The sequence below is a fragment of the Agriterribacter sp. genome (assembly GCF_035444585.1).
GTDB lineage: Bacteria > Bacteroidota > Bacteroidia > Chitinophagales > Chitinophagaceae > Agriterribacter.
Map to the genome: position 1 here is coordinate 16,198 of NZ_DAOMOZ010000025.1, position 18,264 is coordinate 34,461.

The 18,264-nt window shown below is 42.4% G+C and carries 15 protein-coding genes; 8 read left to right on the forward strand and 7 right to left on the reverse strand.

Annotated features, from left to right (window positions below):
- The first annotated feature begins 8 nt into the window (after nucleotides 1-8).
- The 5 genes from PLH26_RS04585 (at nucleotide 9) to porN (ending at nucleotide 7,136) form a co-directional block, all read left to right on the forward strand.
- Nucleotides 9-2,066, forward strand: coding sequence for a thioredoxin domain-containing protein (locus PLH26_RS04585; protein WP_324584814.1), 2,058 nt, complete (start codon nucleotides 9-11; stop codon nucleotides 2,064-2,066).
- Between the two features lie 161 nt (nucleotides 2,067-2,227).
- Nucleotides 2,228-3,508 carry a T9SS ring complex lipoprotein PorK/GldK gene (porK, locus tag PLH26_RS04590; protein WP_324584815.1) on the forward strand — a complete coding sequence of 427 codons (1,281 nt, stop codon included), beginning with the start codon at nucleotides 2,228-2,230 and terminating at the stop codon, nucleotides 3,506-3,508.
- A 165-nt stretch (nucleotides 3,509-3,673) separates the two neighbouring features.
- Complete coding sequence (gene porL, locus PLH26_RS04595) at nucleotides 3,674-4,435, forward strand: type IX secretion system motor protein PorL/GldL (RefSeq protein WP_324555383.1); 762 nt, start codon at nucleotides 3,674-3,676, stop codon at nucleotides 4,433-4,435.
- Nucleotides 4,436-4,511: 76 nt separating this feature from the next.
- Complete coding sequence (gene porM / locus PLH26_RS04600) at nucleotides 4,512-6,035, forward strand: type IX secretion system motor protein PorM/GldM (protein WP_324584816.1); 1,524 nt, start codon at nucleotides 4,512-4,514, stop codon at nucleotides 6,033-6,035.
- A 51-nt stretch (nucleotides 6,036-6,086) separates the two neighbouring features.
- On the forward strand, nucleotides 6,087-7,136 hold the full coding sequence (gene porN / locus PLH26_RS04605) for a type IX secretion system ring subunit PorN/GldN (RefSeq protein WP_324584817.1): 1,050 nt from the start codon (nucleotides 6,087-6,089) through the stop codon (nucleotides 7,134-7,136).
- Between the two features lie 17 nt (nucleotides 7,137-7,153).
- Here porN and PLH26_RS04610 read toward each other — a convergent pair whose 3' ends face one another.
- The 6 genes from PLH26_RS04610 to gpmI all read right to left on the reverse strand — a co-directional run bounded on the left by PLH26_RS04610 (nucleotide 7,154) and on the right by gpmI (nucleotide 13,603).
- Entirely contained in the window at nucleotides 7,154-7,315 is a 162-nt protein-coding gene (locus PLH26_RS04610) for a hypothetical protein (protein WP_324584818.1), read from the reverse strand.
- 67 nt (nucleotides 7,316-7,382) lie between these two features.
- Complete coding sequence (uvrC, locus tag PLH26_RS04615) at nucleotides 7,383-9,200, reverse strand: excinuclease ABC subunit UvrC (protein WP_324584819.1); 1,818 nt, start codon at nucleotides 9,198-9,200, stop codon at nucleotides 7,383-7,385.
- Between the two features lie 132 nt (nucleotides 9,201-9,332).
- Complete coding sequence (locus PLH26_RS04620; protein ID WP_324584820.1) at nucleotides 9,333-9,914, reverse strand: hypothetical protein; 582 nt, start codon at nucleotides 9,912-9,914, stop codon at nucleotides 9,333-9,335.
- Between the two features lie 94 nt (nucleotides 9,915-10,008).
- Nucleotides 10,009-11,331, reverse strand: a complete 1,323-nt coding sequence (locus tag PLH26_RS04625) for a porin family protein (protein ID WP_324584821.1) — start codon at nucleotides 11,329-11,331, stop codon at nucleotides 10,009-10,011.
- Between the two features lie 63 nt (nucleotides 11,332-11,394).
- Nucleotides 11,395-11,970, reverse strand: a complete 576-nt coding sequence (locus PLH26_RS04630) for an RNA polymerase sigma factor (protein ID WP_324584822.1) — start codon at nucleotides 11,968-11,970, stop codon at nucleotides 11,395-11,397.
- A gap of 91 nt (nucleotides 11,971-12,061) precedes the next feature.
- Entirely contained in the window at nucleotides 12,062-13,603 is a 1,542-nt protein-coding gene (gpmI, locus tag PLH26_RS04635) for a 2,3-bisphosphoglycerate-independent phosphoglycerate mutase (RefSeq protein ID WP_324584823.1), read from the reverse strand.
- Between the two features lie 84 nt (nucleotides 13,604-13,687).
- Here gpmI and PLH26_RS04640 point away from each other — a divergent pair, with 84 nt between their 5' ends.
- The 3 genes from PLH26_RS04640 to PLH26_RS04650 all read left to right on the forward strand — a co-directional run bounded on the left by PLH26_RS04640 (nucleotide 13,688) and on the right by PLH26_RS04650 (nucleotide 17,402).
- Entirely contained in the window at nucleotides 13,688-14,965 is a 1,278-nt protein-coding gene (locus PLH26_RS04640) for a hypothetical protein (RefSeq protein WP_324584824.1), read from the forward strand.
- A gap of 146 nt (nucleotides 14,966-15,111) precedes the next feature.
- On the forward strand, nucleotides 15,112-15,516 hold the full coding sequence (locus PLH26_RS04645; RefSeq protein ID WP_324584825.1) for a DUF4783 domain-containing protein: 405 nt from the start codon (nucleotides 15,112-15,114) through the stop codon (nucleotides 15,514-15,516).
- Between the two features lie 152 nt (nucleotides 15,517-15,668).
- Complete coding sequence (locus PLH26_RS04650) at nucleotides 15,669-17,402, forward strand: GMC oxidoreductase (RefSeq protein WP_324584826.1); 1,734 nt, start codon at nucleotides 15,669-15,671, stop codon at nucleotides 17,400-17,402.
- 18 nt (nucleotides 17,403-17,420) lie between these two features.
- Here the strand turns inward: PLH26_RS04650 and PLH26_RS04655 are convergent.
- Nucleotides 17,421-18,264, reverse strand: an 844-nt coding sequence (locus PLH26_RS04655) for an MFS transporter (RefSeq protein ID WP_324584827.1), incomplete at its 5' end; no start/stop codon positions are given.

Consider the following 18,264-nt stretch of genomic DNA (forward strand, 5'->3'; position numbering starts at 1 on the left):
TTAGCTGAATGGCTGTACACACCAATCATCTCATACATGAATCCAGTCCTTATTTGCTGCAACACGCTCATAATCCGGTTAATTGGTATCCCTGGAGCGAACAATCTCTAAAAAAGGCACAGCAGGAAAATAAACCCATATTAATAAGTATTGGCTATGCCGCCTGCCATTGGTGCCATGTAATGGAAAGGGAAAGCTTTGAAGATGAGGCTACCGCAGCTATCATGAACGAGCATTTTATTAACATTAAGATAGACCGCGAAGAAAGGCCGGACCTGGATCATATTTACATGAATGCTGTTCAAACCATGACCGGCAGCGGCGGATGGCCCCTCCACGTATTTTTAACGCCCCACAAAAAGCCATTTTATGGGGGCACTTATTTCCCTCCTTCTCCGGCTCCTAACCGGCCATCATGGCAGCAGGTGTTGCAGGGTGTTATTACTGCTTTTAAGGAAAAACGCAGTGAAATAGAAACACAGGCAGAAAATCTTACCGGTCATCTGTTGCAATCCAATGCTTTTGGGATTGTAAGCTCACCGGTTGGGGAAAGAATAACATCGGAGCAGCTCAACACCATTTTTGACTGTATCATGCAATCTGCCGACACCCGGGACGGAGGTTTTGGAAGGGCGCCGAAGTTTCCGCAAACATTCACCATACAGTTGTTATTGCGGCATTTTTTCCACACAGGGAACGAAAAAGCGTTGCACCAGGCGTTGCTCAGCCTCAATAAGATGATTTATGGAGGAATATACGACCAGTTGGGAGGCGGATTTGCGCGGTATGCTACCGATAGTGAATGGCTGGTGCCTCATTTCGAAAAGATGCTTTACGATAATGCACTATTGATGATGGTATTGAGTGAGGCATATCAGCTTACCAAAAACCCGCTATATGCCGGTACAGTGCAGGAAACGATGGATTTTATTGAACGCGAGCTGATGAATGAGGAGGGCGGTTTTTTCTCTGCTTTGGATGCCGACAGCGAGGGTGTTGAAGGGAAATATTATGTTTGGGATAAGAAAGAAGTTGAAGCGGTACTGCAGGAAGATGCCGCTGTTTTTTGCAAATATTACGATATCACCGCTGAAGGCAACTGGGAACATAAGAATATTTTAAGGATCCTGCAGCCATTGGATGAATTTGCCGCTCAAAACGGTTTGAACGGGGAAACCCTGCAGTCTTTACTGAATTCCTGTAAAGCAAAGCTTTTAGAAGTAAGGGGTAAAAGAATTCCTCCTTTAACCGATGACAAGATTTTGCTGAGCTGGAACGCATTGATGAATGTAGCCTGCAGTAAAGCATATGCGGCCCTCGGCGATGAAAGATACAAGCGGGTCGCCCAAAAAAATATGGCATTTTTGCTGGATAAATTTAAGGATGCGGGTACAAACAACTGGATGCATGCATACAGGAATGGAGTAAGCAGGCATCCGGCCTTTTTAGATGATTATGCATTCCTGGTGCAGGCGCTTATTTGTTTGCAGGAGATCACCGGAGAGCAGGATTATCTGCTCAGAGCAAAGCAATTGACCGGGCTGGTAATTGATAATTTCAGCGAAGAAGATACAGGCTTCTTTTTTTATACGCACCGCAACCAGCAGGATATTATTTTGCGTATAAAAGAAATATATGATGGTGCAACTCCTTCGGGTAACTCAATAATGGCTTGGAATTTGCATTATTTGTCACTTGTTTTTGATAATGCCGCATGGAGGGCCCGGGCGTTAGCCATGTGCACTTCCTTAAACGGAGTAATTGTAAAATATCCAACCTCGTTTGGAATGTGGGCAGCTATAACGTATGATATTTTTTATGGGTTAAATGAAATAGCGGTGGTGGGTAATCGTTATAAAGACGTTGCTTCAGATATTGCAGCGCATTATTTGCCCAATAAAGTGATCCAGTCTGCTCCGGGAAACGATGCTGATTTCCCCTTGCTGACCGGCCGGCACGTTAAAGACAAAACCTATATCTATTTATGCCGCAATTATTCCTGCTTACAACCGGTAGAAAAGGTGGCTGATGTAATACAACTCATTGAGCAGGAAAGGAAAAGATAAAGGAGAAAAAGCACAATAACTTGGGGCGCCTATCGTTTATATCACTTGTGTTTCCGGGTATTTTTGACCCCGTACGCTAAAAAAAATATAATATTCAAAACGTCGAAAATTTAAATTAATATTTCATCTATATTTGTCCATATACCCTTTAAGCTATTTGTATGAAAATGAAAAGCCTGTTACTTAACCTCGTTGTAATTGCTACGCTGAGCATGGTGTTTGCAAGTTGTGGCAAGTTGAAATCGTCTAAAGGCTTACCAAAAGATGGTCAGTTGCATGGAGTTGCGCCAGGAGGCAAGTATACGCTTCCCAAACCTCCCGGCATGGTGTATATTCCACAGGGAACGTTCCATATGGGAGCCAGCGATGAGGATATCAATTATGCTTTTACTGCACGTAACAAGCAAATTACCATCAACGGTTTTTGGATGGATGAAACCGAGATTACCAATAATGAATACCGTCAGTTTGTAAATTGGGTTCGTGATTCTATTGCAGGCGATAAACTGGGGTATAAATCCAAGGACGGCAACAGTCTCGACTGGAAGAAAATTCAAACCATCAAATGGAATGATCCCAAAACGATCGAGCAATTAGATGCTATGATCGTTTCTCCGGATAACCGCATATTCGGCAAAAAAGAAATTGATGCCGGGAAATTGGTTTACCATTCGGAAACTTTTGACTATAAAGAAGCTGCCAGGAAAGAAAATGCAACACAGGCCCGTTCGAAGTTCATCGTTAAAAAAGACATTCCCATTTATCCTGATACACTGGTTTGGATAAGAGACTTTTCTTACTCTTACAATGAACCAATGTCAAAAAGGTATTTTTCGCATCCCGCTTTTGGCAATTATCCTGTTGTAGGAGTAAACTGGAAGCAGGCGGTTGCCTTTACAGAATGGAGAACAAAATATTTAAACAGTTTTCTTGAATCCCAGAAAAGAACCCAGGAGTCGGATTTCCGGTTACCTACTGAAGCCGAATGGGAGTACGCCGCACGCGGCGGACGTTCGCAGGCTCCTTTTCCCTGGGGAGGTTATTATCTCAGGAACAAAAAAGGATGCTTACTGGCTAATTTTAAGCCCGGTCGTGGTAATTATGCCGAAGACGGAGGATTGTACCCTGTTCGTGCAGACGCTTACTGGCCCAATGATTTCGGATTGTATAATATGTCGGGAAATGTGGCAGAATGGACATCTTCGATTTATTATGAAGGCGCTTACAACTTTCAGCACGACATGAATCCTGATATCCGCTGGAATGCAAAAGACAGTGATCCTCCCCGTATGAAAAGGAAAGTTTTACGCGGCGGTAGCTGGAAGGATGTAGGCTATTTTCTTCAGGTGAGCACCCGCACTTACGAATACCAGGATACAGCAAAATCCTATATTGGTTTTCGTTGTGTAATTGATCTTCCGCCTTCTGGTAAACGCAGATAGGAAAGCCGGTTATCAGCCAACCAATTGCTTATTTTAAAAAATAATTGTACTGTAAACTAAACTATTTATGCTTTTGTGAAGTTATATAGCTTGACACGGCATGATCATTACCTTTTGAAATCTAAAAAAGAAAAACCCTTTAAAAAACAAAAAACTCTCTTTTTTATGGCAGGCACAAACAGATCCACCGAAAGACTCGTTAACGTTTTAGTGTGTGTTGGCGCAGCAGTAGTAATTTTTGGCGCATGGGCCAAAATTCTTCACAAACCCTTTGCCGATGTGATGCTTACGGTTGGGCTTTTAACAGAAGCGGCAATATTTTTAGCCTACGCATTTTTACCGCCTCCCGGTGGTGAAATGAAAGAAATTGCGGAAGCTTTTAAAGGCGGTGCTGTTAGCGGAGGAAATCCTGCACTGGCATCTATGGATAAGATGTTGCAGGATGCAGCTATTAACCCTGCCAATCTGCAACGCTTAGGCGATAATTTCAGCAAGTTTGGATTAACGGTTGAAAAAATGTCTGATATAGCCGATATTACTGCGGTTACCGGTGAGTATACTGCTAAAACAAAAGCCGCCTCCCAGGCATTAGACACAGTTAAGGATGCTTATCTTGGCGCTGCCAATACAGCAAAAACCTTTAGCGAAGCTTCTGAATCTACCAGGCAGTTCCATGATCAGGTACAAACGCTTACTAAAAATTTATCTTCTTTAAATACGATTTACGAATTGGAGTTACAGGATACGAATAACCATTTAAAAGCGATGAACGGCTTTTACAGCAACCTGGTACAGGCTTCACAAACCATGCAGGGTAGTGTAGAAGACGCTAAAAAGACACAGGAACAAATTGGCTTACTGGCTAAAAACTTAGGAAGTCTGAATAATGTGTATGGCAATATGCTGTCTGCAATGCAGGGCAGATAATTTTGAACGGATGGGTTGAATATTCAATCCATTTCTTATTAACCCTTGATTCGTATACATTAAATCCTGAAAAATCATGTCACTACCTAAAGAGCCGCGGCAGAAGATGATCAACATGATGTATTTGGTGCTTACCGCAATGTTGGCGCTGAACGTATCTGCCGAAATTATAAACGCCTTTAAAACGATTGACAGCAGCCTGGTAAAATCCAACAGCACGCTGTCCTCAGCCACATCAGAAATATATGATGCACTTACAGCCAGTCTGGAAGATCCCAAAACCCGCGAAAAAGCAGCTATCTGGAAACCCAAGGCAGACCAGGTTAAAGATCTTTCTGCAAGGCTGACTGTTTATATTGATAATTTAAAAGACAGTTTAAAAAGAGGAAGTGGATATGATCCTGAAAAGGGTGATACCACTTTTAAAATTGATAATCTTGATGCTGCTACCCGCATAATGGGTACCGAAGGAAAAGGAGAAAAGCTCCGTTTGGCGCTGGAACAGTATAAAAAAGATATTCTTTCTATTGATCCGGAAATTGCGAAAGAGTTTGACCATAGCTTACCCATCAATACGGAAAAGCCGGTTTCTCAGGCTGGTAACACCAACCAGGACTGGTCGGCTGCTTACTTTCACATGACGCCAACTATTGCAGCGCTTACTATTCTTAGTAAGTTTCAGAACGACGTTAAGAATACAGAGAATAAAGTGGCTTCTTTCTGTTTCAAGAAAATTGGCGATGTAAAAGTTATTTTCGACAAGTTTGAGCCAATGATCGGGGCAAATGCTACTTACCTGATGCCGGGTGAGCAACTGGAGATCAAAGCAGGGTTAGGTGCTTTTAATGCGAGCGTTAAACCCAAAGTATTTGTTAACGGTAACGCGGTAACTGTGGGTGACAACGGTGTGGCAGACATCAAAATGCCAGCAGGCGGGTCCGGCGGGCACAGCCTGAAAATAGATGTTAAATATCCTGATCCTGCTACCGGTGAAGAAAAAACAATTAGCAAGGTTTTTGAATATACAGTTGGTCAGCCTTCGGGTGTAGCTGTTATGGCCGATAAAATGAATGTATTGTATGTGGGGGTTGAAAATCCTTTGACCATTACTGCCGGCGCAGGCAGCGAAAAAGTGAATGCTTCCATTACCAATGGCAGGATTTCCAAAAACTCCGGCAGCAAGTATACGGCTATTCCAAGTCAGCCCGGTGAGGCAAATGTAAATGTAATGGTAGAAGGTAAAGCGGTAGGTAAAGTAGCTTTCCGTGTAAAATATCTTCCGCCTGCAACAGGTATGGTAGGTACATTTGAAGGCGGGCAGGTATCTACAGCACAGTTTAAAGCTATGGGTGGCGTAAGAGCGGTTTTACAGAATTCTGAATTTGAAGCGCTGTACCAGGTGATCAGCTATACGATAGCCGATTTAAGCAGTGCGGATTATAACCCGGTTGCCAATAACGGTCCGCGGTGGAGCGGCAGCGCTGCTACATTGGTCAACAATCTTAAACCGGGAAGAGGAGTGTATATTGATAACATTAAAGCCAAAGGGCCCGACGGAAGAACGATCACTTTAAAGCCATTGTCATTTATATTGAGGTAGTAAGCCTGTTTATATAAGTTTTATCATTTGTTTTAGTTAACACTTTTGACCATGAAATGGAAATTCGCGAAATATGCTTTGCTGGTAGCGGCTTTTGGAATGGTTGTCAACACAGTTGATGCGCAGACCAGGAAAAAAACCACGAGGAAAACGACTACGTCGGCAAAAAAGAAGACCACTGCCCAAAAAACGCAGGCAAATGTAGCCAATGCCAATCTTGAGGCGGCTGAAAAGGATACAATGATCGTTAAAGCGCCGACCAGGCAGGATCCTCTGAAAATGGACACGATCAGGAAATCGCTTCGCAACGACAATGCGATAGAGAAAAACCTTGTAAAAGACCGTACGCCGCTGGCATATGAAAACATTCGCGAAGATGACGCCATATACAGGGAAAAAGTGTGGCGGGAAATAGATATTCGTGAAAAAATAAACTTACCGTTCCGCTACAAAGCAGATGAAGACAATGGTAACCAGCGTTTTATTGCTATTTTGCTCAATACAATCAAAAGCGGTGAGGTTACAGCTTTCGATGCATCTATAGATGACCGTTTTACTACACCCATGACGCTGGACCAGATCGGTTCAAAACTGGCAGGCTCATGCGATACGATAATGGTACCTGATGTGGAAAAAGATCCAACTTTGGCAAAAGGCATTATGAAGGAATCAGTGGTATGCGAAGAGTTCAATATGGATGATATTACCAAGTTCAGGATCAAGGAAGAATGGGTGTTCGATAAAGAATCTTCAAGGATGTATGTGAGGATCTTAGGCATTGCCCCGGTAAAAACCTATTTCGATAAGGTAACCGGCCAGGAAATCGGTTCTGCTCCTATATTCTGGGTTTACTATCCCGATATGCGCCCTGCATTGGCCAAGTTTGAAGTGTACAACGGCAAAAACTATGGTGCACGGATGAGCTGGGAAGAGCTGTTTGAAAGCCGTTTTTTTGGAAGCTATATCGTTAAATCCACGCTTGATAATCCTTACGATCTGTATTTGAAGCAATACGTAAAAGATGATATCCTTCGTTTGCTGGAAGGTGAGGACGTGAAAAACACGATATTCAATTACGAACAGGACCTTTGGTCATATTAAAAATAATCAGAAAATTTTCAAAAAGGATTGCCGCCCGGCAATCCTTTTTTTGTAGTGTTCCTGTTTTCTTCAACCGGGGTTATAATAAAGTGAAATGCAACTTTAATATTGATTAAAAATACCCACATTTGGGTATTGCAATATGAAGCTGCTACACTATCTTTATCCCGGTTTTTCATAGGATATTGGATTTTAAAAACGGGGCTGGATATCTATCCTGGCCCCTTTTTTACACCTGGAACATTCTTATTTATCTTTTTCCTGTCTTTTGAAATGCTCCTCAATGAGTTGTGCCTTTGCGCTGCCGATAAGCGGCGCCAGTTTTTCGGCAGGTGTTTGCTTTATGTTCTTTACCGATCTGAATGTTTTCAACAGCATGTTTGCTGTAGCCTTTCCAATACCGGGGATCAGTTCCAGTTCATTTTTGAAGGTGCCCCGGCTTCTTTTTTGACGATGAAAAGTTATGCCAAACCGGTGTACTTCATCCCTGATCTGTCTCAGTAATTTCAGGCTGTCACTTCCCCAGTCTAACTTTAATGATTGCCTGTCGCCGCTAAAAAAAACTTCTTCTTCGTTTTTGGCCAACCCTATTACGGTCATTTGGCCGGAAAGTCCGAGCTCATGTATGGCTTCAAGTGCAGCGCTTAGCTGACCTTTTCCACCGTCAATAATTACCAGTTGAGGAAGCGGCTGTTGCTCATCGGTGAGCCTTTTATATCTCCTGTGAACAGCTTCTTTCATAGTGGCGAAATCATTGATCCCCTTTACTGTTTTTACATTAAAATGGCGGTAGTCCTTTTTACTCGGAATACCCATCTTAAAACATACCATTGCCGATACAGGGAAACTTCCCTGGAAATTTGAATTATCGAAACATTCAATATGTGCCGGAAATGCAGGCAAAAGCAGATCTTTCTGTAGCTGCAAGAGCGTTTCTTTTCTCTGTTCGTCTGTTTTTCCCTCCAGGTGAAGCATTTTTCTTTTCTTCAGCTCTTCCTGGAAATAATTTACATTTTTTTGCGAGAGGTCTAAAAGTTTTTTCCTGTCTCCCCCCCTTGGCACGGTTATCGTTACACCTTGCTGGGGATAATGAATGGGAAAGGGTATAATGATTTCCGGGGCATTGCTGTTAAAAGTATCTCTTAGCTGTGCAATAGCAAACTCCAGTATAGCTGTTGCTGTTTCATCCAGTTTTTTTTCAAGTGTAATGGTTTTTGTTTGTACGATGGTGCCGTTTTCTACCATGAGGTAGTTTACATAGGCAATATCCCCTTCTTCTAAAATGGAAAATACATCAACATTGCCCAGCTTATTGTTTACGATTGTTGATTTTGACTGGTATTGGTGCAAATGCTCAATTTTTTTCCTGAGCACTTCAGCCTTTTCGAACTCCATGTGTTCTGCATGCTTTTTCATTTCTTCCCTGAACTGGTGAATAACAGGTGCCAAATTGCCTTTGAGCAGGTTCTTTATCTGTACTAATCCCTCTTTGTAATCTTCTTCGGTTTGCAGCCCTTCACACGGACCTTTGCAGTTTCCCAAATGATACTCCAGGCAGACCTTGAATTTTTTCTTTTGTATGTTCTGCGGGGTAAGGTTGAGTTTGCAGTTGCGCAGGGGGATGTTTTGCCTGATGAAATCCAGCAGTTCCCTTACTTTCCCAACCGATGTATAAGGTCCGAGGTATTCGGATCCGTCGTTGATCTTTCTTCGGGTAAGAAAGACGCGGGGGAAATGCTCGTTCTTGATCACGATAAAAGGAAAGCTCTTATCGTCCTTTAGCTGGATATTGTATTTTGGCCGGAATTGCTTGATCAGGCTGTTTTCCAGCAAAAATGCATCCTGCTCTGAGTTAACAATGGTAAATTCAATGCTATGGACGCGCTGAATTAATTCGTGTGTTTTATAATTGGTAAAGCCTTTATTAAAATAGGAGCTGACCCTTTTTTTCAGATTTTTTGCCTTGCCTACATACAGAAGTTCATGCGCTTCATTGTAATACTTGTAAATACCCGGTTGTACGGGTATGGTATGCGCAATTTGCTGAAAGGATGCTGTAGTCATAATAAGTCAACTGCAAAATTACCTGAATTATCATTGACAGGAATTATGTGCAGGAATTGTAAAACAATATTCACAAAAGGACAATGCAGGGGCAGACTTAGCGTATGGGCAGAAATCACATGAGGTGCTGTATCAATGCTTTTCGTCCCATACATATTTTTCGAAGATAACCTGTTCCGGCTGCCCTTCTTTTTGCACAAGTGTAGTGATCTGGCAATTGCGGTCAGCTATCCATAACATTTTTTTTATTACCGGGTCGGCGCCGGGTATGTTTTTTTCAATATAAATCGTTTTAACGCCTGTATTTTCCTGGTTTAATAAAATATCGGCTTTGCGTACCGGCAGTTTATCGTTTTCGGTAGTATACGTTAATGTTATGGTGCCCAGTGTGGCATCAATAAAAGAATGCTCTTCATACTGCGGTTTTAGTTCGGCGGAACTGATATCAGGCGTTATAAATGCTGCGGCAATATGCCTGAAATCTTTTTTTTCTATAATGGAAGTATCCGTAACATTATGTATGGTGGTATATTTTATTACAGCCAGCGGCATTGAATCAATATAGGACAACTGGCTGAGTATATAATTGCCAACGGGGTAAAATGCTTTTTCGGGAGTATTCTCTTTTGATTGATCTGATGGTGTGGTAGTGTTGGTGCAGTTGTAAAGCGCAATAGGAAAAAAAATAAGGGTGATGAACAATTGTTTTTTCATCTGCTAAAAATAATGAACAAATAATTGAATGAAATGGAAATGATAAAAGTTTTTGGAGATCAGTTGCCGGCTGTCACCGGGCAATGGGAAGCGCTTACCTGATCGTTTTTGTTATACCAATTTTAAATCCAAAATCAACCAGATATTCTTTAACCGGGTACTGGCTTTTGTAGCTCGACATCAACTGGTACCTCAATTGCGGCCCTGCCTGCCATTTAAAGGATCCCATATTGTAAGAAACATAGGTTTCAACGCCTGCATTTATATTCCATTTGCGTATAAGGGAGGGATCCTGTCCATAGCGTTTGAAATCGGTGGAAAGGAGGTAAACATTATTGGCAAAATTATAAACCGGTTGTGCACTGGCGGCAATATTCCACCGTAATGTTGAATTGCCGAGCACACCCCATTCAAAGCCAACAGGCAAAGACACCTGGAAGTACTCATTGTTGAACCATGATGATCCGCTACCGCTGAAGTTTTGCAAAGTAGAGATAACATTAATTGAATCTGTGCCCAAAGGGTTAGATACAACTGCAAGGGTAGCCTGTTCCGGTTTGGAAGCATAAGCCCTTAGCTGATACCTCGAATAATTCAATTGCAGGCCTGCTCTTAATAAAAAATTATCGGTAAGCTTATATATTACGTTCGCTCCAACCTCGGCTCCAACCGCGGGTTTATGTGTAACCAGGTTATTTACCGTGGTGTTTTTTTGAACCGTGTTGTATGGCACTCCCCTGAATACATCTGTAACCTCGCTTATTCCGCTTGTAAGCTTTCGATAGCTTATGGTGGGCGAAAAAGAAAGTTGCCATTCAAATTTTGATTTTTTAAATGCCTCGCCGCCCCATAGTACTTTCTTTATTTTTTTGTCATCTTCATTTTCCTTTGGTGCTGCAGTGGCCGTAGACGTTATAACGATATCTGCCGCATTTGGATGAACCGGTAAAATTTCCGGGCCCGCTACTTCTATATCATCATTTTCTGCATAGCTATCATCTGCGATACCGGTCAACGATGGTTTTGACGGGGTGATTGTTTTTGGGGCAGAGGACGATAATAACGGGGCAGCTTGTATGCTATTATCAGCCCCGCCTGTTAAAAGATCAGCCGGAGTTAACCCGGATGCATTTAAAGCAGGGTTGGAAGAAGATGATGGATTACTTTTCTGAAAATGGGTATTACTAAAAGTAAGCACCTTATTAACCGGTACCACTAAATTGTACGTATAATAATCAACAAATACAGCGGTACCAAGCAGCAGCAATAACGTTAATGAAATGTACGGCCATTTTTTCCTCGGATGAAGAGAATGGTGAATGTTGCTCCAGGCCTTATCTGACGGATACATCTTATATTGATCAGCCTTCTCCTTCAGGAATTCTTCAAATTCATCTATATGAATATTTCTCTCCATAGTCAGTCCCTTGGTATATTCAATAACGGATTAGTAGTTTTGGTTTTATAATTTATTTTTCTTTTACGGATTAACAGCTACCAACGCTAACTTATCTGTATACTGCGGCAAAATGTGTTTCTTTATCAGTATGTCTTCCAGCATGGCTTTTGCTCTTGTATACTGCGATCGGCTTGTGCTTTCTTCAATGTCGAGCATGGTTGCAATTTCACGGTGCGAATAGCCTTCCACGGCATACAGGTTAAGTACAGTACGGTATCCTATCGGTAACATTCTGATGCATTCCACCACCTGCTTGGCCTGTACTATAGAAGGAACGCTTTCTTCACGGATATGCACACCCGAAGCATATATGATATCCACACTTTCGGCAAATTTTTTGTTCTTTTTAAGATTGTTGATACAGGTATGAACGATGATCTTCCTGATCCATCCTTCCAGCGCTCCCCTGTTTTGAAATTGCTTTAGCTGTCCAAAAATCTTAATGAACCCTTCCTGAAGCATGTCTTCAGCATCTTCCCGGCTTTTTGCGTAACGATAGCAAACAGACAGCATTTTAGGACTATACCGGTAGTATAATTCCTGTTGTGCTGCGGCCTGGTTACGTATACAGCCTTTGAGCATAGCCTCTTCAGTCATGAAATCAATGTTGATTTCATGTAATTTAGACAATTTTTTGATACAATGTGCTGCCCGCAGAAGAAAAAATTTGCTTTTTGGTAACCGGTTCTTATTGAATAAGAAGCGATTTTTCCATTAAAACATTCCCAGTCATTTGAGAAGGGATAGGCAGTTCCATTGTTTTTAGGATAGAAGGGGCAAGATCGCCCAGCTTTCCATGGTTTATTTTACCTTTCCATTCATTATCAATAATAAAAAAAGGTACAAGATTCAATGTATGGGCGGTATTGGGCGTACCGTCTTCATTAACAATATAATCGGCATTGCCATGATCTGCAGTAAGAAATACGGTATAGTTATGGTCCAATGCTGCCATCACTACTTTTTCCACGCAGGTATCCACGGTTTCCACCGCTTTGATCACAGCATCCCAAACCCCTGTATGTCCCACCATATCGGCGTTGGCGTAATTGATGCAGATAAAATCGGCAGTTTCATTGCTGATCTCCGGCAACAGGGAGGCAGTGAGCTCATGTGCGCTCATTTCGGGCTTAAGGTCGTAGGTAGGTACTTTTGGCGAAGGGACCATGATTCTTTTTTCCCCTTCAAAGGGTGCTTCACGTCCGCCGCTGAAAAAGAAAGTCACATGCGGATATTTTTCCGTTTCTGCCATCCGGATCTGCTTTAACCCGTTGGCAGCTATCACTTCTCCCAAAGTGTGGGTGAGGTTATCGTTCTCAAAAATAACATGCACATTTTTATAGGTTTTGTCGTATTCCGTCATGGTAGTGTATTCCAGCGGAAGCGTATGCATGTTATACTCCGGCATATCGGTTTGGGTAAGCACTTCGGTTATTTCCCTGCAGCGGTCGGTGCGGAAATTGAAGCATATTACCGCATCGCCGGGTTTAATGAGGCCTCTTCCGGCAACCGCCTGGCTTTTAATGACCGGCTTTATAAATTCATCGGTAACATTGGCGGTATAAGAGGCTTCTATAGACGCAATAATATTATCGGTTTGCTCACCCTCTCCGTTTACAAGCGCATTGTAAGCCAGTTGCACTCTTTCCCACCGTTTGTCTCTGTCCATTGCATAATAGCGCCCGGTAACCGTGGATATCTCGCCCGTGGTTTGCGCAAGATGCTGCTGCAGGTCTTTAATAAAGCCCAGCCCGCTTTTGGGGTCTGTATCGCGGCCATCGGTAAAAGCATGGATAAAGACATCATCTAATTTCTCTTCTTGGCAGATGCCTGTAATGGCTTTCAGATGGTTAATATGAGAATGTACCCCGCCATCGCTTACCAGTCCTAACAGGTGTAATGATTTTTTTTTCGTTTTGGCATACCGTATGGCATCCAATAAAATCCTATTATTCCTGAGCTCCCCGCTTCTGACGGCAAGGTTTATACGCTGCAACTCCTGGTATACGATCCTTCCTGCGCCCAGGTTTAAATGCCCTACTTCACTGTTGCCCATTTGTCCGTCCGGCAGCCCTACTGCTTCACCACAGGTAACAAGCGTGCTGTTGGGATATTTCCCGTAAAGCGCATCCACAAAGGGCGTTTGGGCGTTTTGGACGGCATCGCTGGATTTTACCTTGCCCAGCCCCCAGCCGTCCATGATGATCAGTATTACTTTTTTGCGTTCCATAGGGCAAAATTAAGTTATTTAACTGCGTTTTGATTTATCCTTTATTCACTAATATTGTTTACTGATAAATTACAGACACGGTAAATGACAAATAATACTCTTTGTGGTAGATTTAATTTTCTGACTTCCCCTGTATTCATACTGCTTGCGTTGTCTATAGCCTATATGATTCTTAGTTTTACGCCTTTTCGGTTAGGTAATGATGTGCTGCGTTATATTCAAATAAAAGAATGGCTTGAGGCTGGAAAGCACCCAGTCAGTGAGATGGGAAATCGTCTGCCGTATGGTTACCCGGTATTGCTGTTATTGCTTTCAAAACTCGGCTTATGCAGCTCTTTTTATATTGTGCTGGTGAACTACTTATACCTGGGAGGAAGTTTATATTTTGTGAACAGCATTTTTCGAAGCAGCATAAAAGCCTGGCAGCTTATTGTATTAACCCTGTTAAACTGGACAATTGTTAAAAGCACAATTACTCCTTTATCCGACATTCAGTATTTGTTTTTTTCGACAGGGGCTCTGTTTTTTTATACTGCATACATGGATAACAAAAAGACAGGCAACCTGGCGGGACTTTTAATTTTTACTTTTTTGGCAATAATAACCAGAACCATCGGAGTACTTCTTGTTTTTTCCATGGTGCTGACACTTATCCTTCAGAAGAAGAATACGAGTCGAAGGAAAGCTCAGACTCTGAGAATATTGTTATTTACAACAATCTTATTTCTTATTATAATTGTTGTATTCTCAACTTTTTTCCGCATCAATGATTATATTAATTTGATGCTTTCTTTTTTTGAAGCCGATCCCGCCGGGTTTTGGATTACCAATCTCCGATGGCATCTTGCCGACCTGGCGGAAGTATTTATAAATACTTCTCAATTCAAAATTAATTTTATCGGTGTAGGCATAAAGGAAATCTTTTTCATAGCTACGGGAGTTTTTTCACTGATTTACTTTTTTTTCTTACTTATAAAAAAGAAGAAGGATATTCCCATGGTCATTATCATTTATTTACTGGGTTATATAATCATAGTTTTCAATTGGCCAACATATGACGCTAGGTTTTGGGTTCCGCTTGTGCCTTTGTTAATTGCGGTTGTATTGCATACCCCGGTACATATGAAGCCGTATCTCAGATATGGTTTTCTTTCATGGAAGTTCGTTTATGTGTTTCTTGGCACATTTGTTATCGGTTATTATTCCTACCTCATTTTCAATAGAAGTGAATTTGCCAAAAAACATGATGCTGGAATATGGAAAAATGAGTATGAAACCTATTTTTTGGAAAAACCCTTTGATAACCGCAATACAAAAACTCGTCCATATATTTTGCATGTGCTTTATACATATGACCGTTAAATGAACTTTAAAATAGAACCAATACAATATTTTATACAAACATGAGTTTGTTTTACCATGTATTTATTCACATTCATAACCGGTATGGACTTCAGTTCCTAATCTGGCACATTTTTGGAGTATTGTGGAAGTGAATTCTTTTGTTCATGAAAAACTATTTTCTTAAGATCCTTTTATCGGTTGTAATGATAGGTGGCCTGTCGTTTAATTACTCGGGTGCCTCTTATTCCTATTCAATCGAGGATGTAGTTACAGCCATGAACACCGGTGATGCCAACCAGTTGTCGCATTATTTTGATAAAATGGTTGAAATTACCCTGCACGACAAAAGCAGCTCTTACAGCCGCAGGCAGGCCGAGGTTATACTGAAAGATTTTTTTCACTCCTATGGCGTTAAAGCATTCCGCATTGTTCATAAAGGATTGAACAGCGGTTCTGAATTTTGTATCGGGAACCTGCAGACAAGATATGGTGAATTCAGAACTACCATTTTCATGATCACCCGCTCCCAAAAACAGGTGCTGCAGGAAATCCGGTTTGAAGAAAATTAACCTCAGATTTTAATAAAAATAAGCACCGCATCCCGGTGGCGGTATCTGTATTGTCCATTTGTTACTGTTTGGTTGTTTGCATAGATACCTGCCAGATACCGCTTCAATTATTTTACTTTTGGCGTACTATTTCAAAACCCAACGATCACCGCATGCCACAGGATTCAATACAGGTAAATATCAATGCCGGAGGCATACAACAAAACACTTATGATGCTATTGTTATTGGCTCAGGCATCAGCGGCGGGTGGGCGGCAAAAGAGCTGTGTGAGCAGGGATTGAAGACATTGGTCCTGGAGCGGGGAAGAAACATTGAACATATAAAGGACTATCCCACTGCTTTTAAAGATCCGTGGGAATTTGAGCACCGGGGCGATGTAACAAAAGCGTACCTGAAAGAAAATCCATTGATCAGCAAAGCTGCCGGCTTCAGTGAGGAAACGGCTCATTTTTTTATTAAGGATGAAGATCATCCTTATGTGCAGGAAAAGCCGTTCGACTGGATACGGGGTTACCAGGTAGGAGGAAAATCCCTTACATGGGGAAGGGCATGTCAGCGCTGGAGCAGGTTTGAATTTACTGCGCCGGCACGCTACGGGTATGGTTTGCAATGGCCGATCGGTTATGAGGATATAGCACCCTGGTATTCGCATGTTGAGCTGTTTGCAGGTGTTTGCGGTAACAGAGATGGTATAGAGGCTATGCCCGACGGAGAATTTCTTCCTCCATTTGATCTGAATTGCGTGGAGCAGGCTATCCGGCAAAAAATAAAGACCCATTATAAAGACAGGTTTTTAGTGCAGGCCCGCTGGGCGCAGTTAACCCAACCCCGGGAAGTGCATTTGCAGCAGGGCCGGGGTAAATGCCAGGCCCGGAATTTATGCATGCGGGGTTGTCCGTTTGGCGGATACTTCAGTTCTGTATCTGCTACTTTACCCTGGGCCAAAAAAACAGGTAAGTTAACCATACGACCCGATTCGGTGGTGGAATCTGTTATTTATGATGCGCAAAAAGGAATGGCTAAAGGTGTACGCGTAATTGATGCCCACAGCAGGAAAGCAACGGAGTATTTTGCCAGGATTATTTTTGTGAACGCTTCCGCATTGAACAGCAATTTGATTTTGCTGAACTCAACCTCATCCCGCTTCCCCAACGGGTTGGGAAACGATAGCGGGCTGTTGGGAAAATACGTTTGCTTTCACAACTACCGTGCATCGGTAAACGGTGAAATGGAAGGTTTTGAAGATAAATATTATTATGGACGTAATCCAACCGAACCCATACTGGCCAATTACAGGAACCTCCACAAACAGGATACGGATTATGTGGGGGGCTTTACCACTTTTATGGGATCCTACCGTACAAGAACCGACGAAAGCTCAACAACGGAAACAATAGGTGCGGCATACAAGCAGGCGCTTACAGAACCCGGCGGCTGGAAAGTGTATATGTATATGCAGGGTGAAACCATTCCCAAAGAAAAAAATCACGTTCGTTTGAGCACAGAACAAAAAGATCAGTGGGGCATACCCCTGCTGGTTACTTCGGTGGGGTACGATGATAATGATGAGCGGATGCTAAAGGATTTTTTAACGGAAAGTACGGCAATGCTGGATAAGGCAGGAGTAAAGAAAATCCGGCAAAATGATACCAAACAGGCTCCGGGGCTGGATATTCATGAGATGGGCGGCTGCAGGATGGGCAACGATCCCAAAACCTCTTTACTGAATAAATGGAACCAGTTGCATGCCTGTAAAAATGTTTTTGTAACCGACGGCGCCTGCATGACCAGCACCGGTAATCAGAGCCCTTCAATATTATACATGGCATTAACGGCCCGTGCTGCGCACCGGGCCGTTAATGAATTGAAGAGGGGTAACCTCTGATATGAGTGAAATGGTCTTTTACAGGTCAGTGATCAGTTTATACTTCGGTACAAGACGCTTCATGATAACCCATGCAATCAAATAGGCAACAGCGCATAAAGAAAACATAATGGTGTATCCGGTTTCTATATGGCCCAAAGCTTTATAATGATCAAACAAGGCACCCCCAAGTTTGGTAATTAAAACACCCCCAAGTCCTCCTGCCATACCTCCTATGCCCACAACGGATGCTACCGCCTTTTTAGGGAACATATCCGATACTGTTGTAAATATATTGGCGCTCCAGGCCTGGTGTGCCGATGCGGCAATACCTATCAGCAATACCGGTGCCCAGTAGCTGGTATGCCCCAGGGGTTGTGCCGCTAATACCACCAGTGGTATAAAGGCAAGGATGAGCATTGCTTTCATGCGGCCATCATAAGCTGTATAACCTTTCTTAATAAAGTATACCGGGAACCATCCTCCGGCAATGCTTCCCACCATGGTCATACTATAGAGCACGGCAAGCGGGATCGCCATTTCTGTGAGTTCAAGGTGATATTGATCCTTGAGATAAGCGGGTAGCCAAAACAGGAAAAACCACCACACGCCATCGGTCATAAATTTACCGATGGCAAACGACCAGGTTTGCTTGTAACGCAGCAGTTTTGTCCAGGTTACTTTTTTCTCCTGTCCAGCTGCTTCTGAAACTTCTTTTTCGTCAGCATCGCTATTGATATAAGCATATTCTGCAGCACTTAATCGCTTTTGCTTTTCAGGCGGGGTGTATAAGGTATACCAGAAAATCAGCCATATAAAACCGATCACTCCAATGATGATAAAAGTTGCCTGCCATCCCAAATGGCTTTCTATCCAGGGAACG